This window comes from Bradyrhizobium tropiciagri (assembly GCF_001189845.1).
GTDB lineage: Bacteria > Pseudomonadota > Alphaproteobacteria > Rhizobiales > Xanthobacteraceae > Bradyrhizobium > Bradyrhizobium tropiciagri.
The window spans coordinates 59455-86405 of the sequence record NZ_LFLZ01000022.1 but is presented as its reverse complement, the minus strand read 5'-3'; the positions used below and the strand labels follow the sequence as shown (position 1 = coordinate 86405).

Genomic DNA, 26951 nt, shown 5'->3' with positions numbered 1-26951 from the left:
CCGGATCGTGCTCGCCCGTCGACTGATACCGCAATGACGGCGCCTTGAAGGCGATCTTGAAGCCATTCCTGCGCCGGATTGGGGCAGCCCGCAGCGAATCAGGTCCCTGTGGGCTATCCCGTCTGTGGGTACATCCGGTAATCCCCCTGTCAACTGCATGCGGCGTTGTTTCGGCGACTTTCGCTTGATTTTGCGGGAAAAATCGCAAGCGGCAGCTTCATCGCAGGCGCATGGCTTTCGGCCCTACTACTGCATTGCGAGCGCCTGAGAATTATGGTTTGAGAGGCTGGATTTCGACGCGTTCTAGCGATCTGGCTCCCGTACCCACCTTGACTCAGAGACGGGTATGTCCGGAAGGCCGTTTGTCAGGGCGGATCGTGCTGCATTTTCGGCCACATGCCGGAGGTGCTTTGGGGAATAATGCAAGGGAGCGCGAGCGGCATGAAGATGTCGATTGGCCGGTTGGGCAGGCAATTGCTGGGGTTGGCGGTAGCGGGTGTGGCGTCTGTCGCCGCGGGATCGGCCTTCGCCGAAATGGGGCAGCCGGCGCCGTGGGAGCACACGCTGCAGGAAGCCGCGACCCCGGTGATGGAAAACATCATCTGGTTTCACAATTTCCTGCTGGTGCTGATCACCGTCATCACCCTGTTCGTGCTGGCGCTGCTGGTCATCGTGGTGGTGAAGTTCAACGCCCGCGCCAACCCGGTCCCCTCCAAGACCACCCACAACACGCTGATCGAAGTGGCCTGGACGCTGATCCCGGTCCTGATTCTGGTCGGCATCGCGGTGCCGTCGTTCCGCCTGCTGTTCCTGGAGCTCGACGTGCCGAAGCCGGATCTCACCGTGAAGGTCACCGGCAAGCAGTGGTACTGGTCCTACGCCTACCCGGATAACGGCAAGTTCGAGTTCGACTCGCTGCTCGACAAGGACAAGCAGCCCCGTCTGCTCGGCGTCGACAACGAGATGGTGGTCCCGGTCAACAAGGTGGTGCGGATCCAGACCACCGGCGCGACGTGATCCACTCCTTCGCGGTGCCGGCCTTCGGCGTGAAGATCGATTCGGTCCCCGGCCGCCTCAACGAGAGCTGGTTCAAGGCCACCAAGACCGGCGTGTTCTACGGCCAGTGCTCGGAACTGTGCGGCAAGGACCACGCCTTCATGCCGATCGCGGTCCGGGTCGTCAGCGACCAGGAATTCGCGACCTGGGTTGAAGGGGCGAAGAAGAAGTTTGCGACCAACCCGGCGAATTCCTACGCCTCGGCTGGTCAGGCGGCGCAGTAAGCCCAAACGGCTTACGGCGCGGATGGAATAAGGGCGACGGGACCGCAAGGTCCGAGAGGGACTGCAAGGCAGGATTTTGAACATGGCGACAGGCGCAGCGACACACGACGATCACGCCCATGATGATCACGCCCACCATCCGACCGGATGGCGGCGTTATCTCTACTCCACGAACCACAAGGACATCGGTACGATGTACCTGGTCTTTGCGGTGATCGCGGGCATCATCGGCGCTGCGATGTCGATCGCGATCCGTGCCGAGTTGATGTACCCGGGCGTCCAGATATTCCACGAGACGCACACCTATAACGTGTTCGTGACCTCGCACGGTCTGATCATGATCTTCTTCATGGTCATGCCGGCGATGATCGGCGGGTTCGGCAACTGGATGGTGCCGCTGATGATCGGCGCGCCCGACATGGCGTTCCCGCGCATGAACAACATCTCGTTCTGGCTGCTGCCGGCCTCGTTCGCGCTGCTGGTGCTGTCGACCTTCGTCGAGGGTGAGCCGGGCGCCAACGGCGTCGGTGCCGGCTGGACCATGTACGCGCCGCTGTCGACCTCGGGCCATCCGGGTCCGGCTGTCGACTTCGCGATCCTATCGCTGCATCTCGCCGGTGCGTCGTCGATCCTCGGTGCCATCAACTTCATCACCACCATCTTCAACATGCGCGCGCCGGGCATGACCCTGCACAAGATGCCGCTGTTCGTGTGGTCGATCCTGGTGACGGTGTTCCTGCTGCTGTTGTCGCTGCCGGTGCTCGCCGGTGCGATCACCATGCTGCTGACCGACCGCAATTTCGGCACCACATTCTTTGCGGCTGACGGCGGCGGCGACCCCGTGCTGTTCCAGCATCTGTTCTGGTTCTTCGGCCACCCCGAAGTGTACATCCTGATCCTGCCCGCCTTCGGCATGATCAGCCAGATCGTCTCCACCTTCTCGCGCAAGCCCGTGTTCGGCTATCTCGGCATGGCCTACGCCATGGTCGCGATCGGCGGCATCGGCTTCGTGGTGTGGGCGCACCACATGTACACCGTCGGCATGTCGTCGGCGACGCAGGCCTATTTCGTCGCCGCCACGATGGTGATCGCGGTGCCGACCGGCGTGAAGATCTTCTCCTGGATCGCCACGATGTGGGGCGGCTCGATCGAGTTCAAGGCGCCGATGATCTGGGCGATCGGCTTCATCTTCCTGTTCACCGTCGGCGGCGTCACCGGCGTCGTGCTGGCCAATGCCGGCGTCGACCGCGTGCTGCAGGACACCTACTACGTGGTGGCGCACTTCCACTACGTGCTGTCGCTCGGCGCCGTGTTCGGTATCTTCGCCGGCTGGTACTACTGGTTCCCGAAGATGTTCGGCTACATGTACTCGGAGAAGATCGCCAAGGCGCACTTCTGGTTCACCTTCGTCGGCGTCAATCTGGTGTTCTTCCCGCAGCACTTCCTCGGCCTGTCGGGCATGCCGCGCCGCTATGTCGACTATCCGGATGCGTTCGCCGGCTGGAACCTGATCTCCTCCTGGGGCTCCTACATCTCCGGCGTCGGCGTGCTGATCTTCATCTACGGCGTGATCGATGCCTTCGTCCGCAAGGAGCAGGCCGCGAACAATCCGTGGGGTGCGGGTGCGACCACGCTGGAGTGGACGCTGACCTCGCCGCCGCCGTTCCACCAGTTCGAAGTGCTGCCCCGCGTGCAGTAAGTCCAAGACAACGCGGCGCACCTTGGGTGCGCCGCGCCTTTACTTAAGAGAAGTGAGACCTGATCTTGTCGGTTGTCGATCACAACGCCATCGAGCTGCCCCGGATCTCCGAGGCCGAAGTGGGCGACTACATCGCGCTCTTGAAGCCGCGCGTGATGTCGCTGGTGATCTTCACCGCGCTGGTCGGGCTGATGATCGCCCCGGTGCATGTGCATCCGGTGCTGGCGTTCACCTCGATCCTGTGCATCGCGGTCGGCGCCGGCGCTTCCGGTGCGCTCAACATGGCCTATGAGGCTGATGTCGACGCGCTGATGACGCGCACCGCCAACCGGCCGATCCCGCGCGGCCGGATCACCCCGGCCGAGGCGTACGCGTTCGGCCTGACGCTCGCCTTCTTCTCGGTGATGACGCTCGGCATCCTGGTCAACTGGGTGGCGGGCGCGCTGCTTGCCTTCACCATCTTCTTCTATGCCGTGATCTACACGATGCTGCTGAAGCGCTGGACCGCGCAGAACATCGTCATCGGCGGCGCCGCCGGCGCGCTGCCGCCGGTGGTGGCGTGGGCCGCCGCGACCGGCTCGCTCTCGGTCGAGCCGATCCTGCTGTTCCTGATCATCTTCTTCTGGACCCCGCCGCACTTCTGGGCGCTGGCGCTGTTCCGCAGCGACGACTATGCCCGGGCCGGCATTCCGATGCTGCCGGTGGTCGCCGGCCCCGACGCGACCCGGCTGCAGATCCTGCTCTACACCATCGTGCTGGTCGCAGTTGCGCTGGCGCCCTGGCCGCTCGGCTATTTCGACGCGATCTACGGCGTCACCTCGCTGGTAGCAGGCGCCGGCATGCTGTGGCTCGCCATCGAGGTCTATCGCCGCCGCGAAGGTGTTGCGGCCAACCGCGCCACGCGCCGGCTGTTCGCTTTCTCGATCCTTTATCTGTTCGCGCTGTTCGCCGTCCTCCTCGTTGAGGTCGTGGTCCGCGCGATCCTGCCCATCATCATCGGATAGGGACGCCGGGGGGCGAGATGGGGGCGCACGGGATAGCAATGGACGACAAGAACGAACCAGAAGGCATCGTCCTCACCGAGGCGCAGCTCAAGAGCCGCCGCCACCGTTCGATCGCGATTGCGCTCGCGCTCGGCGTCATGGTGGTGCTGTTCTTCGCCGTCACCCTCGTCAAGGGGCCAGCCGTGCTGGTGCGGCCGCTGTGAGCGAGATGGCGAACCAGGGACCGCAACAGGGTGAAGGCGCCAAGGTCACGCGCCGCATGCTGACGCGCGACGCGCTGGTCGCCTCGATCTGCGGTTTCGTGGTGGTGCTGATGGTCGGCGCGTCCTACGCGGCCGTGCCGTTCTACAACTGGTTCTGCCGCACCACCGGCTTCAACGGAACCACCCAGGTCGCGACCGCGGTGCCGACGGATGCGCCGCTCGAGCGCACCATTTCGGTCAGCTTCGATTCCAACGTCGCGCCGGGCCTGCCCTGGAAGTTCGAGGCCGAGCAGAACACGATCGACGTCAAGATCGGCCAGGTCGTCACGGTCTATTACACCGTGACCAACCAGTCGGCGCGCACCACGACCGGCCAGGCCGCCTACAACGTGGCGCCGCTGACGGTGGGCGCCTATTTCCAGAAGATCAACTGCTTCTGCTTCACCGAACAGACCATGGCGCCGGGCGAGAAGCGCGAGATGGCCGTGGTGTTCTATGTCGATCCGGCGCTGGCCAAGGACAGCGAGAACGACACGCTGAAGACGATCACTTTGTCCTACACCTTCTTCCCCGTGCGCGACGCTACGCCGAAGCCCGTGGCGGCCGGCGAGGCGGAGCAGCGCAAGGGCGGCTAGAGCATGATCCGGAAAAGTGGGGACCGGTTTTCCGAGAAGATCATGCTGAAGAGACTGGAATTTTAAGATTAAGACGTGCCTTGCGGCACGCGAATGGAGAGACGGCAATGGCTGAGGCGCAAGTCAAGCATCACGACTATCATCTCGTCGACCCGAGCCCGTGGCCGGTGGTCGGCTCGATCTCGGCCTTCATCATGGCGTTCGGCGCGATCGGCTGGATGCACCACATGTATTCCGCCGCGCCGATCGTGTTCGGCATCGGCACCATCGGCGTGCTCTACACCATGGCGAGCTGGTGGGGCGACGTGATCAAGGAAGCCCAGTACAAGGGCGACCACACCCGCGTGGTGCAGATCAGCCACCGCTACGGCATGATCCTGTTCATCGCCTCCGAGGTGATGTTCTTCGTCGCCTGGTTCTGGGCCTTTTTCAACTCGGCGCTGTTCCCGGCCGACGCGGTGCACGCCACCCGCGACGCGGTGTTCGGCTGCGGCGCCGGCACGGCGATGGGCGCCTGCTCGGTGCCCGGCACCTGGCCGCCGCACGGCATCGAGACCTTCGACCCCTGGCATCTGCCGCTGCTCAACACGCTGCTGCTGCTGACCTCGGGCACCACCGTCACCTGGGCGCACCATGCGCTGCTGGAGAACGATCGCCAGGGCCTCAAGCAGGGCCTGATCCTCACCGTGATCCTCGGCGCCCTGTTCACCTGCGTGCAGGCCTATGAGTACGCCCATGCAACGTTCTCGTTCGGCGGCAACGTTTATGGCGCGACCTTCTTCATGGCGACCGGGTTCCACGGCTTCCACGTGCTGGTCGGCACCATCTTCCTGCTGGTCTGCCTGATCCGCGCCTATGCCGGCCACTTCACGCCGAAGCAGCACCTCGGCTTCGAGTTCGCCGCCTGGTACTGGCACTTCGTCGACGTGGTGTGGCTGTTCCTGTTCATCTGCATCTACGTCTGGGGCCACGGCGCCGAGTCCATGGCCCACGGCGCCCACTAAAGCGCAGGCCGACGTGCTAACAAGGGGCGGCCAGATGGCCGCCCCTTTGCTTTTGAAGAGAACCGATGACCGATACTCCGCCCACCGTGACCGAAAGCGCGATCCGCGGCATCGCCTGCCGCTGCCCGCGCTGCGGCAAGGGCAAGCTCTATTCCGGCTTCCTGACCCTGGCGCCGCGCTGCGAGTCCTGCGGCCTCGACTACGCCTTCATCGATGCCGGCGACGGGCCGGCGATCTTCATCATCATGCTGGCCGGCGCCATCGTGGTCGCGGCGGCGCTGATCGTCGAGGTGAAGTACCAGCCGCCGTTCTGGGTACACGCCGCGCTGTGGCTGCCGTTGATCGTGATCACCACCATCCTGCCGCTGCGCTCGATGAAGGCGCTGCTGATCGCGCTGCAATTCCACCACAAGGCCGCCGAAGGCCAACTGATCGAGCGCGACCCGAAATGAATGACAGTGAGACGCGTCGGCCGAGCGCGGCCGGCTTCGGCATTTTCACGCTGATCCTGATCGCGGTGTTCATCGCCCTCGGCGTCTGGCAATTGCAGCGCCGGGTCGAGAAGCACGCGCTGATCGCGGCCCTCGACGCCCGGCTGGCCGCCCCGACCTCGGCGCTGCCGCCGCCATCGGCATGGCCCACGGTGACCTCCGCGAAGGATGAATTCCGCCGTGTCACTTTGACCGCGACCTACGCGAAGCAGCCCGACGCGATGGTGTTCAGCTCCGGCTCCGCGGTGCGCGACGACGTTTCGGGACCCGGCACCTGGGCGTTCCTGCCGGCCAAGCTCGCCAGCGGCGAGACCGTGGTGATCAACACCGGGTTTGTGCAGAACACGATGCAGGACCGCGCCTTCGAGGATCGCGTCACCGGGCGCCTCGTCACCGGCACGCCGGTGGAGCTCACCGGCTATATCCGCTTTCCCGAGCCGCCGGGCCGGCTGACGCCGAAGGAAGATCCGGCGAAGCGGCTGTGGTTCGTGCGCGATCATCGTGCGATGGCACAGGCGCTCGGTTGGGGTGAGGTCGCGCCGTTCTATATCGACCTCGAGGCGCCGGTGCCCGACAGCGGCACGCCGAAGCCCGGGCCGCTCAAGGTGCGTCTCAAGGACGACCACATGCAGTACGCCATCACCTGGTTCTCGCTCGCCGCCGCGGTCACCATCGCCTTCGGCCTGTGGTGGCGCGGCCAGCGCCGCCGCGCGGGTTGAGACGAGCTCTGGGCACAGGTCACAAGGCCGCCTCAGGCTCGTGCGGCGCGGCCTTCCGCGTACCTCTACGCAGGTTGGCTAACGACCGGCTCAGCCTGTCGAGATAGATGTAGACGACCGGCGTCGTGAACAGCGTCATCAGCTGCGAGACGATCAGTCCGCCGACGATGGCGAAGCCGAGCGGCTGACGCAGCTCCGATCCGGTGCCGGTGCCGATCATCAGCGGAACGCCGCCGAGCATGGCGCACATCGTCGTCATCAGGATCGGCCGGAATCGGGCCCGGCAGGCCATGTAGACCGACTGTTCGGCGGAGACATGCTGGTGGCGCTCGGCCTGCAGCGCGAAGTCGATCAGCATGATGCCGTTCTTCTGCACGATGCCGATCAGCAGGATGATTCCGATCAGCCCGATCACGTCGAGCCCGAACCCGAAGGCCCACAGCGCGACCAGCGCGCCGAGCCCGGCGGACGGCAAGGTCGAGAGGATCGTGATCGGATGGATCGTGCTTTCATAGAGCATGCCGAGGATCAGATAGACGGCGACCACGGCGGCGAGGATCAGGATCGGCGTCGACGCGAGCGCCGCCTGGAACGCCTGCGCATTGCCCTGGAAGCTGGTGACCACGGTCGACGGCACGTGCAGGTCGGCGGTCGCCTTCTGCACGGCCGCGACCGCCGTCCCCACCGCCGTGCCCGGCGCCAGGTTGAAGCTCAGGGTCACCGACGGAAACTGGCTTTGGTGATTCACGGAGAGCGGCGCGGTGCCGTAGTCGATGCTCGCGATCTGGCTCAAGGGCACCATCGTCCCCGCGGACGAGCGGACATAGATGCGGTTGAGCGCGTAGGGGCCGAGCTGGAACGACGGATCGACCTCCAGGATCACGTAGTAGGTGTTGAGCGTCGTGAACAGCTGGGCAACGTGACGCTGGCCGAAGGAATCATAGAGCGTATTGTCGACCGCGGCCGGATCGATGCCGAGGCGGGAGGCCGCGTCGCGGTCGATCTGCAGCTTGAGCTGACGCGCGGCGTTGGCCTGGTCGGTCGCGACGTCGGCCAGTTCGGGCAGCGTCTTCAGCTTCTGATACAGCTTGCCGGCCCACAGATTGAGCTCGTCCTGGTTCACGTCGGTGAGGGTGAACTGGTACTGCGTCTTGGACAGACGGCTGGCGAGATTGATGTCCTGCGTCGCCTGCATGAACACCGACATCCCCTTGATCTTCTGCAGCGCGGTGTCGAGTTGCCGGATCACCTGATCGGCCGACGCGTTGCGCTCGGCTCGCGGCTTCAACAGCACGAACAGGCGGCCGTTGTTCTCGGTCACGGTCGGGCCGCCTGGTCCGATATAGCCGGTCGCGTTGGCGACCGAGGGGTTTTTGGAAATGACGTCGATGACGCTGCGTTGCAGCGTCGCCATCTGCGACGGCGAGACGTCGGCCGAGGCTTCCGTGATGCCGGTGATCATGCCGGTGTCCTGCTGCGGGAAGAAGCCCTTGGGGATGCCCACGAACAGCAGGCCGGTCACCGCAATGCTTGCCAGCATGATCGACAGGGTCGTCGCCTTGTAGCGCAGCGCCGCGGCCAGCACGGCCTCATAGGCGGTCTGGATCGCGACGAAGCCGCGCTCGAGCATGCGCGAGATGATCCCGGCCTCGGCGCCCTGGTGCGGCGACAGCAGATAGGCGCACATCATCGGCGTCAGCGTCACCGAGACGATCACCGACACCACGATGGCAACGCACACAGTGACGGCGAATTCCTGGAACATGCGGCCGATTACACCGCCCATCAGCAGCAGTGGAATGAACACCGCGATCAGCGAGACCGAGATCGATATGATCGTGAAGCCGATCTCGCCGGCGCCCTTCAGGGCGGCCTGCATTGGAGAGAGGCCTTCCTCGATGTGCCGCGAGATGTTCTCGATCATCACGATGGCGTCGTCGACGACGAAGCCGACCGCGATCGACAGGCCCATCAGCGACAGATTGTCGAGGCTGTAGTTGAGCAGATACATCACGCCGAAGGTGCCGATCAGCGAGATCGGGACCGAGACCGCGGGGATGATGGTCGCCCACAGGTTGCGCAGGAACAGGAAGATCACGCCGACCACCAGCGCGATGGTCAGCACCAGGGTGAGCTGAACGTCGGCGACGCTGGCGCGGATGGTCTGCGTACGGTCCGAGGCGATCGTCACCTTTATGTCGGACGGCAGGCTCGACACCAGCTGCGGCAGCAGCTTCTTGATGCCGTCGACCGTGCTGATCACGTTGGCGCCGGGCTGGCGCTGGATCGCGAGGATGACGGCGGGCTTGTCGTTGTACCAGCCGTGCAGCGTGACGTCCTCGGCCGCCACCACGGCATGCCCGATGTCTCGCAGGCGCACAGGCGCACCGTTGCGATAGGCGATGATCAGATCGTCATACTTGTTTGCGACGAGCACCTGGTCGTTGGTGGCAAGCGTATAGGCCTGCTGGCTGCCGTAGAGCACGCCCTTGGGCTGGTTCACTGTGATGTTGCCGAGCGTGGTGCGCAACTGCTCGAGATCGAGCCCCGCGGCGGCGAGCTTGGCGGGATTGACCTGCACCCGGATCGACGGCTTCTGCGTGCCGCCGATCGTGACGAGCGAGACGCCCGGCACCTGCGACAATTTCTGCGCCAGGATGCTGTCGGCATAGTCGTCGACCTTGGTCAGCGGCTCGGTGTCCGACGTCAGTGCGATCAGCAGCACCGGCACGTCGGCCGGATTGACCTTGTGGAAGGTCGGCGGCGACGGCATCGTCTTGGGCAATTGCCCTGATGCCGCATCGATTGCGGTCTGCACGTCCTGTGCGGCCGCATCGACGCTGCGGTTCAATGCGAATTGCAGCGTGATCTGGGTATTGCCGAGCCCGCTGCTCGAGCTCATGCCGGTCAGGCCGGCGATCTGGCCGAATTGCCGCTCCAGCGGGGTCGCGACCGAGGAGGCCATGGTCTGCGGGTCGGCGCCGGGCAGTTGCGCGGTGACCTGGATGGTCGGGGTATCCACCGTCGGCAGCGCCGAGACCGGCAGCCGCACGAAGGCGATCATGCCGACCAGCACGATGGCAATCGCCAGGAAGGCGGTGGCGACGGGCTTGCGGATGAAACCTGCGGAGACATTCATGGCAGCATTCCTGCGCTTGCGGTGGTTGCGTCCTGGACCTGGTCTTTCTTGTCGTCGGGCACGATCTCGACCGTGGTTCCCGGATTGAGCCGGTACTGGCCCGCGGTGACGACGGTCTCGCCGGCTTTGAGGCCCTGCTCGATCAGGACCTGCCCGTCGCGCGATTGCCCGGTCGTGACATTGCGGATGCTGGCCACGTTGTTCGGGCCGACCGTGTAGGCGAAGGCACCGTCAGGACCCTGGCGCACCGCCGTCAGCGGCACGGTGAGCGCGTCGTGACGAACCGCGATCGTCAGATGGACGTTGACGAAAGTGCCGGGCCACAGCGTGTTGCCGGCATTGGGAAAGGATGCCTTCAGCTGCACCGTACCGGTCGAGCTGTCGACCTGGTTGTTGACCAGCATCAGGCTGCCATGGTCGAGCTTGTGCTTGTTCTGTGCATCATAGACGTCGACCGACGCGTCTCCGGATGCCAGTGCCTGCTGCACGCCCGGGATCTCGCCCGACGGCAGCGTGAAGATCACCGCTATCGGCTGCAACTGGGTGAGGACCACGAGCCCATTGGTGTCGGTCGGGTGTACGACGTTGCCGGGATCGATGCGGCGGATGCCGGTGACGCCGTCGAACGGCGCTGATATCGTGGCGTAGCTCAGCTGGGTCTGTGCGGCCTCCAGCGCGGCCTTGTCGAGCGCGACGGTGCCTTCGCCCTGCGCGACCTGCGAATCCTGGGTATCGAGCAATTGCTGGGTGGCAAAGCCGCGATTGGCGAGCGGCTGGGTTCGCGCCAAATTGGTCCGGGCGTTCTTCAGGCTCGCCTCGTCGCGCGCCAGCGCGGCCTCCGCCTGGTCGACCTGGGCCTCGTAGACCCGCGGGTCGATCCTGGCGAGCACATCGCCGCGCTTCACCCGCTTGCCCTCGACAAAATCGACGCTGTCGAGCGTGCCTTGCACCTGGGTGCGGATGGTCGCCGTATTGATCGGCGTCACCGTGCCGAGGCCCTCGAGCACGATCGGCACATCATGCTGCAGGACTTTCGTCGCCGTCACCGGAACGGCAGGCGTAACCGTCTTCGACTGGGCCGCTGCCGGAGCCTCGTCGGCTGCGCGGTCCGGCCGATCCACGGCATAGAGGCCGACGCTGACTGCGGCGGCCACCAGGCACGCGCCCGCCATCTTGAGGGTCTTCGATGTCATGGGTTACCAGCTCCATCGGTGGTCCGGCGGCCGATCGTTGCAACCAGCTCGAGGACAAAGGTTTCAGTTGCGCTCGCCGCGGCCGCTTGCGTTCCGTGGCCGGCGGTCAGGTCGAGATTGATGATCCGTGCGTCGAGATCGGCGGCGCGCAGCGCACCGATCAGGCTGCCTTGCGGCGCTTCGTCGTTGTGATGAATGACGAGGCGGATTGCGGTTACCGTCGGCACCACGGGAAACGGCAGTGCTTCGGAGGCGACGTCGATTGCGACAATGCCGCCGCTGGGCAGCTCGCCCTTTAGCGTCAGTTCGAGCATGCGCCGCGCGATGGATCCTTCGCCCAGCAGGATCAACTGCCGCGGGGGGACATCGACGCGATCGAGCGCCGCCGCAACGCCGCTCAGGATGCCGGCATAGCTGGTCTCGCGCAGCGCAATCGGCAGCCATGTCGCAAGCGGCGTGAGCCGTTGCCAACGCGCGAAGGTCTCCGGCACGGCTATGGCCGCGGCATCGGGGGCGACCAGGACACCGACCAGTACGCGTGCGTTGGCACGATGGGGCCGGGTTGCGATGGCGCTGTGCGGGTTCTCGGGCATGGCCGGAAGCTGGGCCCCGGCCCGATATTATTCAAATGAATTGTCTTTATCCGCTAATTCATATCGTGCATGATAGCGGCATGCGGCTGCGCAATCTCGACCTCAACCTCCTGCTGGTTTTCGACGCCGTGATGCGCGAGCGCAGCGTGGTGCGCGCGGCCGGCGCGCTCGCCATTAGCCAGCCTGCCGTGAGCCACGCGCTGAACCGGCTGCGTCACGCGCTGAAAGACCAGCTGTTCCTCCGCACCCCGTCCGGCATGCTGCCGACGCCGCGGGCAGAAGCGCTCGCGCTGCCGGTCCGCAAGGCGCTCAACGAACTGCAACTGGCGGTCGAAGGGGATCGCTTCGATCCGGCGCAGGCGGATCGGCGCTTCGCCATTGCAGTCAACAATTATGCTGCGGTGGTCGCGGCCGGCGCGATCATCGCGGCGGTGCGCGCGCAGGCGCCAAGGGTACGGCTGACGCTGGTGCCGAGCGGGACGCTCAATCTCACCGATAGGCTCGATCGCGGCGAACTCGATCTTGCGATTTCCGCCGGCGCGCTGGAGGGCGAGCGCTTCGCGGCCCGTCGGTTGATCGAGGATCGCTTCGTCGCGGTGCTGCGCGCCGGTCATCCGGCCCTGCGCAAGAAGCTGACCGGTGAGACGCTGGTCGAGCTGCCGCATCTTGCGATCACCTCCAGCGGCGAGAATCTGGATTTCATCGATGCCTGGCTGCGGGCGCGCAAGGCCGAGCGCACCATTGCCTCCGATGTGCCGTATCTGTCCGCCGGCGCGGTCCTGGTGCAATCGAACATGGTGGCGATCCTCGGGCGCAAGCTCGCGCTCGAATTCCGCCGCGCTTATCCGATCGAGATGCGGGAGTTGCCGTTCGATGCTTCGAGGCTGCAGAGCGTCATGAGCTGGCACCGCCGCTTCGACGATCTGCCTGCGCACCGCTGGCTAAGGGATACGGTCATTGCCGCCACGAGCGGCATTTGACGTCTATCGAGGCGATCCCCTATCGCGGTTGACCTCTGCATTCGTCAATGGCCGACAGGGGCGGGACCGCCGAGCTTGACCTTGCGCAAGGTCAGCGCCAGCGGGATCGCCGAGAGTGCGATCAGCATCAGGACCCAGAACGCATCCATGTAGGACAGGAACGAAGCCTGGATCTGCACCTGCTGGCCGATCCACTGGATGGCCTGGCTGTGCGCCTGCGCCAACGCATTGCCCTGGGCGACGAAGTAGTCGGTGACCTGGTGCAGGGTGTCCTGATATTGCGGACTTGACGGCGTCACCTGCTCGACCAGCCGGCTCTGGTGGAACTGCTGGCGATGCGTCAACACGTTGGAGACGATCGAGACGCCGATCGAGCCGCCGGTGTTGCGCGCCGCATTGATCAGTGCGGAGGCCTGGTCGGTCTTCCCGGTGGGAATGCCGTCATAGGACGCCGTCATGATCGGAATGAAGATCAAGGGCAGGCCGATGCCGATCAGCATGCGCGAGCGCGCCATGAACCAGAAGCCGAGATCGCCGTACACGTTGGTCATGCTGTACATCGAGGCGGCGATGACAAGCGCGCCGACGATGATCAGGTATTTCGGCTGCACTTTCGCTGCGAGCCGGCCGACCACGAACATCATCAGCATGGTGACCACGCCGCCGGGCGACAGCACGAGGCCGGCCCAGGTCGCGGTATAGCCGAAATCCTGCTGCACCAACTGCGGCAGGAACTGGGTGGTCGCGAGCAGGATGGCGCCGGTCGCCAGCATCACCAGGAAGCAGGCGCCGAACTGCCGGGTCGCGACCATCCGCAAATCGATCATCGGGTTGTGGCGGCTCATCTCCCACGGGATCATCAGCACGAACGCCGCGGCGCAGATCGCCGCTGACGTGATGATGAAGGGCGAGGCGAACCAGTCGTCCTCGAGGCCGCGGTCGAGCATCACCTCGAGCGCGCCGAGGAAGGTCGCGACCAGTGCGAAGCCGATGAAGTCGAAAGTGTTGTCCTGCGGCTGCGCGCCCTTGGCCTTCGCGGGCTCCTGCAGCACCGCGGCGATCAGTGCTATCGCGAACACGCCGACCGGCGCGTTGATCAGGAAGCACCAGTGCCAGGACAGATTGTCGGACAGCCAGCCGCCGAGCGTCGGGCCGACCACCGGCGCGACCACCACGGCGATGCCGAACACCGCGAATGCCTGCCCGCGCTTGGCCGGCGGGAACGCGTCGGCGAGGATCGACTGCGCCACCGGCACCATGCCGCCGCCGCCGAGACCTTGCAGGATGCGGAACAGCAGCAGTGCGTTCAGATTGGGCGCGAAGCCGCACAGCACCGAGCTGACGGTGAAGATGCCGAGGCAGATCAGGAAGAAGGTCTTGCGCCCCAGCATCCTTGCGAGAAAGCTCGAGGCGGTCAGGATGATGGCGTTGGACACCAGGTAGGTCGTGACCACCCAGGACGCCTCGTCCTCGCTCACGCCCATGCCGCCGGCGATATAGGGCAGCGCGACGTTGGCGATGGTGGTGTCGAGCACCTCCATGAAGCTCGCGAGCGCCACCACGATGGCGATCAGCCAGGGATTGACGGTGACGCGCGGGACAGGGAGGCTTTTGGCATCGATTGCTGCTGCACCCATGACAGCCTCCTGGGATCAGAGCTTGCCAAGCCGTTCGAGCAGCGACGGCGCGGCATTGATGCGCACGGTGGGCACCACCGACATGCCCGGGCCGAGCGCGACATCGGTCGGCGGGTTGTCCATCACGATCTTGACCGGTACGCGCTGCACGATCTTGACGTAGTTGCCGGTGGCGTTCTGCGCCGGCAGCAGCGAGAACGCGGTGCCGGAGCCGGGCTGCACGCTTTCGACATGGCCGTTGATGGTGCGGCCGGGATAGGCGTCGATCTTCAGCGTCACCTTCTCGCCCGGACGCATCTGGTCGAGCTGGATCTCCTTGAAGTTCGCGGTGACCCAGGTCTGGTCGGGCACGAACATCGAAAGGTTGGTGCCGGCCTGCGCGAACTGGCCGACCGCGGCCGAGAGATTGACGACGCGGCCGGGCTGCGCGGCGGTGACCGTCGTGTAGGACAGGTTGAGCTTGGCCTGGTCGCGCTGTGCCTCGGCCTGGGCGAGGTTGGCGACCGCGCTCTTGCGCTGCGCCTTCAGCGATTCCACCTGGCGCTGCGCGAGGTTGAGCGTCGCCTGCGCGCTCAGGAGCGATGCCTGCTGCTGATGCAGTTGCGAGGTGTACTGCTCGGAATTCTGCACCGTGCCGTAGCCGGTCTGCTCCAGATGCTGGTAGCGCGTCGCCTGCTGCTGCGCGAAGGTCAGCGCCGCCTGCGCCTGGTCCACCTGGGCCTGGTTAGCCGCGATCTGCGCCTGCTGCACGTCGAGCTGCGCATCGACATTCTCGATGCTGGCCTGTGCCGCCGCGACCTGCGCCTCGGCCTGCGCCAGCGCGACGCGATAGTCGCGGTCGTCGAGCCGGGCGATCACGTCGCCGGCCTCGACATGCTGGTTGTCGGTGACCGGAACCGCCGTGATGTAGCCGGAGACCTTGGGCGCCAGCGCGGACTGCCGCGCCGCGATGAAGGCATCGTCGGTGGATTCGAAATGTCCGGTGTAGTCCCAATAGACGGTGCCGCCGCCGAGCGTCGCGGCGAGCAGCACCGCGCCGATCGCGGAGACCACCGGACGGCGACGCAGGAGGCCGCGCTTCTGCGGTGTGGCCTCCGGCGGGATCGTTGCCGGCGGGGCGGGCTCCTTGCTCACCGGGCGCCCCTCGGCGGGAGCCCGCATGGTGATCTCCGGCCGCTCCGATGTGGTGGGCTCATGAGAGATCGAGGGCGCGCCCTCGATACCCTGGTGCCCCTCTTGAGCGCGCTCCAAAACAGTGTCTTCGAACATGATGGCTGCTCCTGCTGTCCGGCGAGGTCTGCAAGGTCTTCGCAAAAGGGAACGGTACCGTTCCGTTCTGTGCGGCAAATAGCCCCGGTTGCGCGACGCGTCAATAGGAACGAAACTGTACCGTTCTATTTACAACTAGATGTGATAGGGCTATATTGACTGACATTGCCGGCCTGACCGGTTCATGGAACCTGGGTCGAGGCGATGACCACGAGCACCCTGAAGACGCCGCGCGCGCCCAGGACCGGACCTGCGGCCAGCCCGGTCGAGGTGCGCGCTGGCCGGCCGCCGAAGGAATTGGCCGGCGAGGTCGATGCGCGCATCCTCGATGCTGCGCGCAGGGTGTTTCTGCAGCGCGGGTTCGAAGGTGCGAGCATCGACGAGATCGCCGAGGCCGCGCGCTCCGGCAAGCGCACGATCTATGCGCGCTTCCGCGACAAGCGCGCGCTGTTCACCGAAGTGGTGACGCGGGACATCCTGTCGCGCATCGCCGAGTTCAAGGCCGACCCGCCGGTCGGCGCGACCATCGAGGAGCGCCTCACCAGCGTCGCCTCGACCCTGCTGCATTGGGGCTTCGATGCCGACCGGATCGGCCTGATGCGGCTCGCGATCGCAGAGGCGCACCGCTTCCCGGACCTCGCCGCCACGGTCAACCGCCGGGCGCGTGCGCTCAGCACCGAGCTCGGGATTCACCTGCTGCGCGAGCTGACGCAATCCGACGAGCTCGGCAAGCTGCCGGCCTTCGCACCGGAGCATCTGCCGACCACGGCGCGGCTGTTCCTCGACATCATCGCGGTGCCGATGCTGCTCCGTGCGCTGTTCGAGGTCGACCTCAAGGCGCTCGACCCGGAGATCGATGAGCACGTCGCGCGCGGCGTCGCGTTCTTCGTCGCGGCGTGCAGAACCGGATACCGGTTCGGGACCGATTGATACCGTTACTCAAGCAAAGTTCGTTCAGCGAACTCGCGCCGTTGTAAATTCACAACACATTGCAACAAATGCCGGAGTTCGAGTGCGGCATGCTGCCGCCGCTCTTCCTCGATGCACAACCTCAGGTTAATCGGCTTTGCCGAGTGCAAGGGAATGGGAATGCGTGGTTTTGCGATCGCTGGGGTTGGCCTGGCTTTATTTGTGGGCTTTGCAAGCGCGGCGTCTGCCGCTGACCTGCCGGAGCGCAGCTGGACGAAGGCTCCGCCATTGGTGGCTCCCGCGTTCAACTGGTCTGGTTTCTACGCTGGCGTGAATGTGGGCGGCGGTTGGTATGATGGTGGGAATGTCACGACCAGCAGCAATGTGATTTCGATCGTCGGCCCCGACAACGTCGTTCGTGTCCCCGCTTCGGACAGCAACCAAGCGGGCGTCACTGCTGGCGGACTACTCGGATACAATTATCGGATCGATCGGGTTGTCCTGGGCGTGGAAACCGATTTCAACAGTGCGGATCTGAAATCGTCCCGGGGCGGAAGCACCACCGCCGTTTTCGATGTCGGTGGTTTTGGTCGGTTTGGTGGTCGAGGCGGGGGCGGCCGAATTACCACCGCGACCGGAAACTACAATTTTCAAAGCACCAGCAAGGTCGATTGGTTCGGCACCGTGCGGGGCCGCATCGGCTTTGTGCCGGCCGAACGCCTGCTGATCTATGCGACGGGCGGTCTCGCCTATGGCGAGGTAAAGACCAACATCGCCAACTCGTCAGCGTTTTCCACGGGCCTGTCGCGGCTTTGGCTTGGCGACAATTCCGACGTCCGCGTCGGCTGGACCGCCGGCGGCGGCGCCGAATATGCCTTCACCAGCAACTGGACGCTGCGCGGCGAATATCTCTACGTCGATCTCGGGACAAGCGGCACCACGGCGACGTTCCAGGGCACCGATCCGGTGCAGAGCCAGATCCGTTACAACGCCAGCCGTGAGAGCAGGTTCAGCGTTGCCCGCGCCGCGTTGAGTTACAAGTTCTGACGCTGGCTTGAACAAGCCGCCGTCCCGTCATGCCCGGCATCAAGCCGCGCCGCGTCGCGTTCTTCGTCGCGGCGTGCCGGAACGGTTGGTCGCAGAGTCCCAGGCAATAGGCGATCGATCGCTGGGCTGCACGCTCAGCGTGATATCGGATCGTCGCGGTACTGAAACAGCACTTCGGCCGCGAAGCCGGTGCTGAGGTCCCTGCGAACGTCCCGGGCAATGTGGCGACTGGCAAAACTGGCCGCGAAGATCTCCGCCTCCGTCATGCCGAGATCGGCCATCAGGCGCGTCGCGGAGAACAGCTCGTCGGGCGATTTCTGCTTCTTCGCCTTCAGGTAATTTTCGAGCCGCGTGCGTCTCGAGCGCTTGTTCGCCCAAAACAGGATGGAGGCGCCGGCCGCGATGATCGACGTCAGGATCGAGGCAACGCTCGCGCCTATGCGAAGCCAATGCTCCATGCCGCCCCCGCATCCGTCATGTCCGCAGGCGCAAAGTGAGCCGGATCGCCGGCCTTGTCGAGAGAGCTCGACCGTCCAGCGTTCAGCCCGGCGCGCGCTCCACGGCGTGGCGCAGCCACACCATGCCGCCCTCCAGCGTCTCGCAATGCGTCAGCCGCAGCGATTGTCCAGCGCCGGGACGGTCACCGTCAGGTCCGTGGTAGTCGACGATGCTTTGCGATCCGGCAACGCCGTCGACCGCCGGAAAGATCAGCGTGCTGAACTCGTCGATCAGCCCGTGCTTGAGGAATGCGCCGTTGATCCCGCCGCCTCCCTCGAGCAACAGTCTCCTGGCGCCGAACAGGGATGCAAGCTGCGCCATCGCGCCCGGCAGATCGTCACCTTTGGGGCCTGCAAAGATGTAGGACGCGCCGTCCTCGCGCAGCTCGGCGAGATGGCTGTCGGAGACCTGTTCGCCGAGCACCGCAACGGCATGATCGCCGCCGACATTGTCCTTGCCGAAATGCACGCGGCCCGACGGATCGATGCCGACAGCGAGCTTGCGGCCGTCGCGGTTGGAAAGATGCGGCTCGCGCGGCAGCCTCGGTGGGTTGGCGATGTGCCGCTCCGTTCCCTTGGCCATCTCGTTCATGGTGACGCGGCCGATGATCCATCCATCGGCATCGAAGCCGTCATGGATCCTCTCATAGTGGGAGCGCAGCACGTCGGCGGGAATGCCGCTAGCTGCCTTGGTGAAGCGGCTGGGGTGAAGCCGGCCGTCGATCGACGTGCCCATGTGGCAGATGATGTGAGGTCGCATGAGATGAACTCTTCGGTGGAATGCGGGATCGCGCCGCAGCGGCGGGCGAGCACCTCCTCATGTAGAGAGCCGCAGCTGACTTCTCAACGCGCGTGAGCTCCGACCAGGATGGTCGGAGGAGCGGCGAGTTGGGCTGGTCGGCTAATGGACCATCACCCAGCTCGGTTGCAGCCATGGATACGCAATCAGGCCGACCACGGCGGTCGCCGCGATGAGCAGCGGATTGCTGACCTTCCAGCGGAACAGCACCGCCAGCGACACGATTCCGATCAACGCGGTGAGCCAGTCGCCGATGGCGATCTTGCCGAGCAGGATGCAAGCGCCGAGGATGGTTCCGATCGCGGCTGCATAGGCCCCCTTGACGAAGCCCTGGACGTTGGCGTTTCCGCGATGGCGCGCGAGCAGGGGAGCAACGATCAGCACCAGCAGGAACGACGGCAAGAAGATGCCGATCGTGGAGACGACCGAGCCCCAAAATCCCGCCACGAGGTAGCCGACGAAGGTTGCGGTGATCACCACCGGTCCCGGACTGATCATGCCGATCGCGACCGCGATGAGGAATTGCCGCTCGTCGAGCCAGTTGTATTGCTGCACGAGCCCTTGCTCGAGGAATGGCACGATCACGAGGCCGCTGCCGAAGGTCAGCGAGCCGGCCTTGAGGAAGAACAGGAGCAGCTTGGAAAGCGTGGACCCGCTTGCGACCGGCGCGATCGGACCGGCGGCTGCCGGCACGATGGCAATTCCCGGCAGGATCGCAGGCGAACGTTTAAACGGCTTGCCGTAGTAGAGGATGCCCACGATGCCCGCGCCGATGAACAGTAGCGCGACCTCGGCCTGGAGGATGACCGTGACGGCGAGGCAAACCGCCGCGATCGTCCATTGCAGCCAGTCTTCCATGCCGAGCTTGGCAAGCCGGTAACAGGAGTGAAGGATGAGCGCGATCACTGCGGGACTGACACCGTAGAAGATCGCGGTCACCGGCTGGAGATCGCCGAGATAGACGTAGAGGGCGCCGAGCGAAGCCACGATGACGAAGTTGGGCAGGATGAAGCACCATCCACCGACCCAGGCCCCCCAGAAGCCGCCGCGAAGCCAGGATACGTAGATGCCGACCTGGATAGCCAGTGGTCCCGGAAGCGATTGGCAGATGGCGATCGATTCCTTCATCTCAGCCTTGGTCAGCCATTTCTTGCCGTCGACCAGTTCCCGCTCCATTTGCCCGACCAGCGCGACCGGGCCGCCGAAGCCGAGAAAGCCGAGGCGCAGGAAATAACGTGCCAGTTCTGCCAAGCGGCTGCGCTGCGAATCTGTTGGCGTGATCACGGGAAAGCTCCCTGCAGAGAGTTTTGTTCATCGCGGCGGATCAGGGATGGTTTCCGGAAGATCGCCTCATTCATTCGCTTGCTCACAGAACTCTCCTCACGTCTCCTTTGCGTATTGCTCATACAGCCGGGCCGCGTTGTCCCAGCGGATGGCTTCCATATAGATGTCGACATAGCGGGCCGCGGCCGCGCCGAAGTCCAAGTGATAGGCGTGCTCATACATATCGAGCACCAGGACCGGACGGCCGCCGGCGAGCGTCGTCGTGTGATCGGCCGCCCATTGGTTGACGAGCCGCTTGTCGCGGGGCGAGTAGGCGAGGATCACCCAACCCGACCCGCCGCCTTCGGCCTTGCCCATGGCTGAGAATTCCGCGCGCCAGCGCTCCATGCTGCCGAAGTCGCGTGCAATCGCCTCGGCGAGCGCGCCGCCCGGCTTGCCTGCGCCGCCGAGCCCATCGAAATAGATCTCATGCAGGATCATCGAGTTTGACGCGATCAACTCTTCGCGCTTCAGGCCGTTGATCACAAAGTTCGGCGCCTTGGCGAAGTCGAGTTCGGCGAGCTGCGTGCCGATGGCGTTCAGCCGCTTCACCGCGCCGACGTAATTGTTCTCGTAGTGGCTGACGAGGATCTTTTCCGAGATGCCGGTGATCGACTTCGGGTCGAACGGCATCGGCTTGGCCTGATAGGACATCGCCCTGGCTCCTGTCTGTGGGTTGGCTTGGGCAAGGGCTTGGTTGGTGCCGAGCACGGCTGTTGATGCAGCTGCGGCACCGACCCCTGCGATAAAGTTCCGGCGTTCGGTGTTCATGGTCATCGGACCCTCCACATGTGAATTGATCGCATCGTTGATGCTTCGGATCGCGGCTCTATTCCTTTGCGAGCCCGACGATGGTTCGGAATCCCGAGATGTTCTGCACCGAGATTTCGACGGGATCGCCGAAGCGGACGGCATTGAAGATCAAGCCGTCCTGAACCTTGAATGGTTCGGTCCTGTCTGCGGACAGCCGTATCAGCAGCGTATCGTTGCCCTCATCGACGCTATCGACGATGCCGCGCAGCGTTTCGGTTGCCTGCGGATGAAGGGTCGCTGCCCGCGACGTCACGGCCGCTTCCCGGTCATCGCTGAGCGCCGCCGGTGCCGCCAGAATCGCAGCCGGCCACAGGACGGCCAGGCACAGGGCCAGAGTTGCTCTCATCATTGTTGTCCTCCATCGCTTTGGTTTTGACGGCTTGCGCGGTACAGGGCCTCAGTCCTGCTCCCTGACCTGGCCGCTGCTGTCGATCACGAGCCTCACCGGCTTGCCGTTCTTCATCGCCTTCGCCGTGATGCCTTCGGCCGTCGACTTGACGTCGCTGACGCTCGCGTAGCCGGCGGCCTGAAGTTTCGCGACAAGCTCGTCCTGCGTCAGCGCGCGGGCGGGCATCGCGGTACCCGCGATCGCGAAGGCAACAATCAGGTGAAGGAGTTTCTGCTTCGGCATGGTTGTTCTCCTGGTGGTGTTGTCCTGCCCCAGGTGGTCCGGAGGCGCGATTTCCGCGCGCCTCTGCATTGGCCGCAAAGCCGGTTACGGCTTCACCTTGCTGGTCGGCCAGTTGTGCGTCTCTTTGGTCGCGTCGCGGCACCAGCGATAGAAGGCGTCGTAGAGTAGAAGGCCCGCGCTCAACTGTTCGAGGTCGTCGTCGAACATGCGCGACAGGCCGAGCGAGGCCGCGAGCAATCCGGGCGCCTCGGGCGACAGATCGAGCCGCGCGGTATCCGACGCCCGCACCATCGTCGCCAGCCGCTCCAGCGCCGGCGTCGAGAGGCCGAATTCCCGGATCATCACATCGAACGTGCAAAGCTCTCCGCGATGGCTCCAGAACACGTTCTCGATGTCGAACGGCGTCGCGTCGAAGCGTTCGGCGACGGCCTCGACCTCTGCTGACGTCACGAACAGGAACACGGCTGCGGGATCGACGAAGCGGCGGATCAGCCACGGACAGGCGATGCGATCGATCTTCGGCCGCGATCGCGTGACCCAGACGGTACGGCCGCGGCCGTCGCGTTTCGGAATTTTGTCTGCGGGAACAGTGGGAAGCTCTGCCTCCCGCCACGCGAGGTGGCCGCCCTCGAGAACTTCCGCCGCGATGTTGCCGCACCGCAGCCAGGCGGCGGTGCCTTCGCTGAGCTTCTGTCCCTTTTGACAGATTACGACCACGGATTGACCGCTGAGGCCGGAAGCCCAATCCTGGACGTCGAGATGCGAATGCCTGATCGCGCCCGGGATCAGGCGCGGATCGGCGGTGAAGTCTTCATCGATGCGAACGTCGACGAGCGTCGGCGCCTTGGCCGTGCCGATGAGACGAGACAGTTTTTCGGATGAGATCGATGTGTATGACGACATGGTGCGCCCTTGGTGACAGGACGCGATTCTTGGGCATGTCGCCTCGCGGGGAGATCGCACATCCCCGTGCCCTCAATAGAAGACCAATACGCGTTGCTGTCAACCGCACAGCCGGACCGGCGGATCACCAAGAATTCAGCAATTATGACAGGAACAATCACAGCGTTGAGTTCGGTCCATGACGTCGCGGATTCCGCCGAAACGAGCCGACAGCGATATTGACCAATATAGGGTAACCCCCTATATTATTTGCATGTCGCACACCATCAAGCACAAGTCCAAGCTCGTCGGCAGGGTTCGCCGCATCAAGGGGCAGTTGGAGGCCGTCGAGCGGGCCCTGGAATCCGAGATCGGCTGTGCCGACGTGCTGATGCTGGTGGCCTCGGTTCGCGGCGCCATCAACGGCCTCACCGCCGAATTGCTCGAGGATCACATCCGCCATCACGTCGTGGATCCCTCCCGGGAAAAGGATCCCGAGAAGGCCCAGGGCGCCGCGGATCTGATCGACGTCGTTCGCACCTATTTGAAGTAACGCCCGTCCTGAAGCGAAGCCTATGACCGATCTGTCTCAGTTGCTGCAGCAGAGCAGCGCGCATGCATGGCTGTTCGTCCCCAGTGCGATCCTGCTCGGCGCACTGCATGGTCTCGAGCCCGGCCACTCCAAGACGATGATGGCGGCCTTCATCATCGCGATCCGCGGCACAGTGGTGCAGGCGGTGCTGCTCGGCCTGTCGGCGGCGATCTCGCACACCGCGATCGTCTGGATCGTCGCGCTGGCGGGCCTGCATTTCGGCCAGCAATGGTCCGGCGAACGCAGCGAAGCCTATTTGCAACTGGCCTCGGCGGTCATCATCATCGCGATCGCGGCCTGGATGGCCTGGCGCACCTGGCGCGAGCAGACCTCCGAACACGACCATCACCATGATCACGATCATGACCATGATCACCATCATCACGACGAAGCGCGCCAATTGACCCTGGCCGGTCAGCCGCTGTCGCTCGAAGTCTTCGAGGACGGCGTGCCGCCGCGCTGGCGGTTGCGGAGCGAGGCCGGGGCGCTGCCGACGGCCGGCGAGGTCGATGTCGTGACGATCCGCCCCGACGGCAGCGAGCAGCATTTTCGCTTCGCCGAGCAGAACGGCTATCTGGAAAGCATCGATGAAATTCCGGAGCCGCATCAATTCAAGGCACGCCTGTCGGTGCGGGCAGACATTGCGGAAGTCCTGTTCGAGGAGCGCGACCACGCGCATATGGACCTCGGCGACGCCGACGATGCGCATGCGCGCGCGCACGCGGCCGACATCCGCAAGCGCTTTGCCGGACGCACCGTCACGACGTGGCAGATCATCCTGTTCGGCCTGACCGGCGGGCTCATCCCGTGCCCGGCGGCGATCACCGTGCTGCTGCTTTGCCTTCAGCTCAAGCAGTTCAGCCTCGGCTTCGTGCTGGTGCTCTGCTTCGGCATCGGGCTTGCCATCACCATGGTCTCCGCCGGCGTTGCGGCCGCGCTCAGCCTTCGCCATGTCGAGCGTCACTGGGGCGGCTTCAGCCAATTCGCACAGCGCGCGCCCTACGTGTCGGCCGCGCTGATCGTGCTGGTCGGCCTCTACACCGGCTGGCTGGGGCTGCACGGGATCATGGCGTGATCCCACGCCGATCTTGAAACCTGCGCGAAGTCGTCTAGAGTTACTCCCACGGGGACAAGCAGACTCCCCGTGAGACTTCGGTCCAAGCTCTGCGCGACATCAACCGTCGTGGAGCTTTGATATGGACACCGAACCACACACATTCCTTCGTTCCGAAAATCGCCGTTCCAGGATCGCCATCCTGTGGCGTGGAGATGCCGCAGCGCGCCGCGAGGCGACGCCGCAGAACAGCCGTTTCGTTCGCGTCTTCGAAGCGCTCGATGCCGCCGGCATCGAGGCCGTGCCCGTCGTCTATGACGAGACTATCGCCGATCTCGTCCGCGACCAATTGCTGACCATGGACGGCGTCCTGGTCTGGGTCGATCCGATCCACCAGGGCAAGACGCGGGCGACGCTCGATCCGCTGCTGCGCGAGGTCGCCGCGAAGCGTCCGATGGAAAGGCCATGGGTCAGCGCCCATCCTGACGTCATCCTGAAGATGGGCGTCAAGGAAGTGCTTCATCGCACGCGTCACCTTGGCTGGGGCGCCGACACGCATCGATACGCCACGGCCGATGCCTTCCGCGCCGAATTCCCGTCGCGGCTTCGCGTGACCGGTCCGCGCGTCCTCAAGCAGAACCGCGGCAATGGCGGGCAGGGCGTCTGGAAGGTGGAAGCCTTGCCGGACGCGACCGTGCGTGTGCTGCACGCGCTGCGCGGCAGCCAGCCCGAGGAGCTGCCGCTGGAGGCCTTCATGGCGCACTGCGAGCCGTATTTCGGCTGGGGCGGCTGCATCATCGATCAGCCATTCCAGCCGCGCCTGCCCGAGGGCATGATCCGTTGCTATGTCAGCGGTTCGAAGGTCGCAGGGTTCGGGCACCAGCTGATCAAGGCCTTGATCCCGCCGCCGCCGGAAGGCCCGGATTCACCGCAAGCGCAGCCCGGCCCGCGCATCATGCACGGCCCCGATGCCCCGCAATTCCGGGCGCTGCGCCGTTCGATGGAGGACGAATGGATTCCGCAGCTGATGGAGACGCTGACGATCGACGAAGCGTCGCTGCCGGTGATCTGGGATGCGGACTTCCTCTACGGCCCGCGCGATGCGGATGGTGCCGACACTTACGTGCTCTGTGAGATCAACGCCAGCTCGTGCTTTGCAATACCCGACGAGGCGCCGGCCGCGATCGCGCGGACGGTCAGGGATCGCATTGCCGGGAACGTGGAGAGCGATACCGGCGGATAAGCCAAGCTCGGACGATTCGTGTCGCGAGAAAGCGAGGCTGCGTCCCCACCAAAGCTGGCATCGCCCGGCTCGACCGGGCGATTCAGTACGCCGTGGCCTCTCGGCTCAAGCATCGGTGTCTCTGGAATACTGATCACCCGCTTTCGCTTTCGCGGGTGACGACAGCAGTTGTTTGAGATCATGAATCGAGAACCATCCACCGCGTCGTCCTGGCGAAAGCCAGGACCCACAGCCGGTCGTTATTGTTTAGCGCTGGGGCCACAGCTCACTTCAACGACACAACCCTGTGGTTATGGGTCCCTGCTTTCGCACTAGTGCATGCACACATCTTCTGGAGTCTTCTCAAGGACTTGGCTGAAGAACGCAGAGAAATGACGACGTTTAGCTAAGCTGCGCTCGCGAACTTTGGTCATCGCCCCACATCCAAGTCCTTGATTAAGAGTCGGTTTTTCGATCGGAAAAGATGTGTGCATGCCCTAGTGCTTTCGCAGGGACGACGGTGAGCTCACTTCGCCCGCATTGCCTCCGGTGTGTCCGGCTGCGCCGAGGGATGCGCCTTGGCGAACGCCGGCAGTGCCATCGCGGTCTCGTGGATCCGCTTCACGGTCGGCCAGGGTGCCAGGCTGATCTGCTGGTTGATCGCCGCGGTGACGTGGCCGACCAGGCAGATGTCGGCAAGCGTGGGCGCATCGCCGTGGCAGAATTGGCCGGTTTCCTTGTGGCCGGCGAGGTGGCCCTCGAGCGCCGCCAGCGTCTCGACGGTCCAATGCCGCCGCCAGGCGTTCTGCTGGCTGTCGCGCAGATCGAGCTCGCGGTCGAGATAGCGCCGCACCCGCGGCGTCAGCAGCGGATGGCCCTCGCAGGCGACCATCAACGCCAGCCCGCGTACGCGCGCCCGGCCGAGTGCATCCGATGGCAGCAGCGGCGGGTCGGGATAGTTCTCGTCGAGATAGTCGATGATCGCGAGCGACTGGAACAGCACGGTGCCGTCGTCGGTCACCAGCGCCGGCAGCGCCATCTGCGGATTGATCTTACGATACGCATCGGCGCGATGCGCATCCGCGTCGAGATCAATGAATACGATTTCGGCCGGCACGCCCTTCAGGTTGAGCGCGATCCGCACCCGAAAGCTCGCCAGCGATCGCCAGAAGGAGAAGAACTGCATGGTGAGGCCACTCCGCATTTCTTCCCCTCTCCCCTTGTGGGAGAGGGTGGACGCGATGCAGAGCATCGCGGACGGACGGGTGAGGGGTCTGTCTCCGCGGACAGAGACCCCTCATCCGTCGCGGACTTCGTCCGCGACACCTTCTCCCAC

The 26951-nt window shown here is 64.7% G+C and carries 26 protein-coding genes and 1 pseudogene; 14 read left to right on the top strand and 13 right to left on the bottom strand.

Translation table 11 applies throughout. The features are described from left to right. Window positions 1–441 precede the first annotated feature (441 nt). The 8 genes and pseudogenes from coxB to AKN84_RS19115 all read left to right on the top strand — a co-directional run bounded on the left by coxB (window position 442) and on the right by AKN84_RS19115 (window position 7035). A pseudogene (gene coxB / locus AKN84_RS19150) lies at window positions 442–1280 on the top strand (cytochrome c oxidase subunit II). Between the two features lie 82 nt (window positions 1281–1362). Further along, the gene (gene ctaD / locus AKN84_RS19145) at window positions 1363–2979 is read left to right on the top strand and encodes a cytochrome c oxidase subunit I (RefSeq protein WP_050422215.1); all 1617 of its coding nucleotides are present in this window, start codon (window positions 1363–1365) and stop codon (window positions 2977–2979) included. Window positions 2980–3044: 65 nt separating this feature from the next. Beyond that, the gene (locus AKN84_RS19140; protein ID WP_050422214.1) at window positions 3045–3983 is read left to right on the top strand and encodes a heme o synthase; all 939 of its coding nucleotides are present in this window, start codon (window positions 3045–3047) and stop codon (window positions 3981–3983) included. 38 nt (window positions 3984–4021) lie between these two features. After that, entirely contained in the window at window positions 4022–4186 is a 165-nt protein-coding gene (locus AKN84_RS19135; RefSeq protein ID WP_050422213.1) for a hypothetical protein, read from the top strand. A gap of 5 nt (window positions 4187–4191) precedes the next feature. Further along, window positions 4192–4821: a cytochrome c oxidase assembly protein gene (locus AKN84_RS19130; protein ID WP_050422246.1), complete on the top strand. Its 630-nt coding sequence runs from the start codon at window positions 4192–4194 to the stop codon at window positions 4819–4821. Between the two features lie 107 nt (window positions 4822–4928). Next, window positions 4929–5825 carry a cytochrome c oxidase subunit 3 gene (locus AKN84_RS19125; protein ID WP_050422212.1) on the top strand — a complete coding sequence of 299 codons (897 nt, stop codon included), beginning with the start codon at window positions 4929–4931 and terminating at the stop codon, window positions 5823–5825. Between the two features lie 65 nt (window positions 5826–5890). Further along, window positions 5891–6277, top strand: a complete 387-nt coding sequence (locus tag AKN84_RS19120; RefSeq protein WP_050422211.1) for a DUF983 domain-containing protein — start codon at window positions 5891–5893, stop codon at window positions 6275–6277. Further along, entirely contained in the window at window positions 6274–7035 is a 762-nt protein-coding gene (locus tag AKN84_RS19115; protein WP_050422210.1) for an SURF1 family protein, read from the top strand. Before AKN84_RS19120 ends, AKN84_RS19115 begins: the two co-directional genes overlap by 4 nt. Before the next feature lie 19 nt (window positions 7036–7054). Here the strand turns inward: AKN84_RS19115 and AKN84_RS19110 are convergent, their stop codons facing one another. Genes AKN84_RS19110 through AKN84_RS19100 form a run of 3 tightly spaced genes read right to left on the bottom strand, consistent with a single transcriptional unit; the run spans window position 7055 to window position 11960 of the window. Continuing rightward, on the bottom strand, window positions 7055–10174 hold the full coding sequence (locus AKN84_RS19110; protein WP_050422209.1) for an efflux RND transporter permease subunit: 3120 nt from the start codon (window positions 10172–10174) through the stop codon (window positions 7055–7057). Continuing rightward, a complete protein-coding gene (locus tag AKN84_RS19105; protein WP_244485274.1) occupies window positions 10171–11367 on the bottom strand; it encodes an efflux RND transporter periplasmic adaptor subunit in 1197 nt (398 codons plus the stop codon). Before AKN84_RS19105 ends, AKN84_RS19110 begins: the two co-directional genes overlap by 4 nt. After that, window positions 11364–11960 carry a hypothetical protein gene (locus AKN84_RS19100; RefSeq protein ID WP_050422208.1) on the bottom strand — a complete coding sequence of 199 codons (597 nt, stop codon included), beginning with the start codon at window positions 11958–11960 and terminating at the stop codon, window positions 11364–11366. The genes AKN84_RS19105 and AKN84_RS19100 overlap by 4 nt, the downstream gene beginning before the upstream one ends. A gap of 80 nt (window positions 11961–12040) precedes the next feature. Between AKN84_RS19100 and AKN84_RS19095 the strand changes: the two genes are divergently transcribed. Beyond that, window positions 12041–12940, top strand: a complete 900-nt coding sequence (locus tag AKN84_RS19095) for a LysR family transcriptional regulator (RefSeq protein WP_050422207.1) — start codon at window positions 12041–12043, stop codon at window positions 12938–12940. 44 nt (window positions 12941–12984) lie between these two features. Here the strand turns inward: AKN84_RS19095 and AKN84_RS19090 are convergent, their stop codons facing one another. Both AKN84_RS19090 and AKN84_RS19085 read right to left on the bottom strand, forming a co-directional pair. Continuing rightward, window positions 12985–14577 (bottom strand): DHA2 family efflux MFS transporter permease subunit, encoded by a 1593-nt coding sequence (locus AKN84_RS19090; RefSeq protein WP_050422206.1) that lies wholly within the window; start codon window positions 14575–14577, stop codon window positions 12985–12987. A 15-nt stretch (window positions 14578–14592) separates the two neighbouring features. Next, on the bottom strand, window positions 14593–15846 hold the full coding sequence (locus AKN84_RS19085; RefSeq protein ID WP_128970989.1) for an HlyD family secretion protein: 1254 nt from the start codon (window positions 15844–15846) through the stop codon (window positions 14593–14595). A 204-nt stretch (window positions 15847–16050) separates the two neighbouring features. Between AKN84_RS19085 and AKN84_RS19080 the strand changes: the two genes are divergently transcribed. Together AKN84_RS19080 and AKN84_RS19075 are read left to right on the top strand one after the other, a co-directional pair. Further along, the gene (locus AKN84_RS19080) at window positions 16051–16776 is read left to right on the top strand and encodes a TetR/AcrR family transcriptional regulator (protein ID WP_050422204.1); all 726 of its coding nucleotides are present in this window, start codon (window positions 16051–16053) and stop codon (window positions 16774–16776) included. 159 nt (window positions 16777–16935) lie between these two features. After that, window positions 16936–17802, top strand: a complete 867-nt coding sequence (locus tag AKN84_RS19075) for an outer membrane protein (protein ID WP_128970988.1) — start codon at window positions 16936–16938, stop codon at window positions 17800–17802. A 134-nt stretch (window positions 17803–17936) separates the two neighbouring features. Here AKN84_RS19075 and AKN84_RS19070 read toward each other — a convergent pair whose 3' ends face one another. The 7 genes from AKN84_RS19070 to AKN84_RS19040 form a co-directional block, all read right to left on the bottom strand. Further along, window positions 17937–18260, bottom strand: coding sequence for a hypothetical protein (locus AKN84_RS19070; protein ID WP_050422202.1), 324 nt, complete (start codon window positions 18258–18260; stop codon window positions 17937–17939). Window positions 18261–18342: 82 nt separating this feature from the next. Next, entirely contained in the window at window positions 18343–19059 is a 717-nt protein-coding gene (locus AKN84_RS19065) for a dihydrofolate reductase family protein (protein ID WP_128970987.1), read from the bottom strand. 141 nt (window positions 19060–19200) lie between these two features. Continuing rightward, entirely contained in the window at window positions 19201–20382 is a 1182-nt protein-coding gene (gene chrA, locus AKN84_RS19060; protein WP_128970986.1) for a chromate efflux transporter, read from the bottom strand. Between the two features lie 96 nt (window positions 20383–20478). Next, window positions 20479–21075, bottom strand: a complete 597-nt coding sequence (locus tag AKN84_RS19055) for a superoxide dismutase (RefSeq protein WP_050422199.1) — start codon at window positions 21073–21075, stop codon at window positions 20479–20481. Window positions 21076–21250: 175 nt separating this feature from the next. Further along, window positions 21251–21583 (bottom strand): hypothetical protein, encoded by a 333-nt coding sequence (locus AKN84_RS19050; protein ID WP_244485272.1) that lies wholly within the window; start codon window positions 21581–21583, stop codon window positions 21251–21253. A 48-nt stretch (window positions 21584–21631) separates the two neighbouring features. Then, on the bottom strand, window positions 21632–21865 hold the full coding sequence (locus AKN84_RS19045) for a PepSY domain-containing protein (protein WP_050422198.1): 234 nt from the start codon (window positions 21863–21865) through the stop codon (window positions 21632–21634). An 84-nt stretch (window positions 21866–21949) separates the two neighbouring features. Next, a complete protein-coding gene (locus AKN84_RS19040) occupies window positions 21950–22768 on the bottom strand; it encodes a chromate resistance protein ChrB domain-containing protein (RefSeq protein WP_050422197.1) in 819 nt (272 codons plus the stop codon). 253 nt (window positions 22769–23021) lie between these two features. Between AKN84_RS19040 and AKN84_RS19035 the strand changes: the two genes are divergently transcribed. The 3 genes from AKN84_RS19035 to AKN84_RS19025 all read left to right on the top strand — a co-directional run bounded on the left by AKN84_RS19035 (window position 23022) and on the right by AKN84_RS19025 (window position 25636). Then, a complete protein-coding gene (locus AKN84_RS19035; RefSeq protein WP_050422196.1) occupies window positions 23022–23300 on the top strand; it encodes a metal/formaldehyde-sensitive transcriptional repressor in 279 nt (92 codons plus the stop codon). A gap of 22 nt (window positions 23301–23322) precedes the next feature. Continuing rightward, entirely contained in the window at window positions 23323–24414 is a 1092-nt protein-coding gene (locus AKN84_RS19030) for a nickel/cobalt efflux transporter (protein ID WP_050422195.1), read from the top strand. Window positions 24415–24535: 121 nt separating this feature from the next. After that, window positions 24536–25636: a Cj0069 family protein gene (locus AKN84_RS19025; RefSeq protein WP_050422194.1), complete on the top strand. Its 1101-nt coding sequence runs from the start codon at window positions 24536–24538 to the stop codon at window positions 25634–25636. 505 nt (window positions 25637–26141) lie between these two features. Here AKN84_RS19025 and maiA read toward each other — a convergent pair. After that, on the bottom strand, window positions 26142–26819 hold the full coding sequence (gene maiA, locus AKN84_RS19020) for a maleylacetoacetate isomerase (protein WP_430649917.1): 678 nt from the start codon (window positions 26817–26819) through the stop codon (window positions 26142–26144). Window positions 26820–26951: the final 132 nt, after the last annotated feature.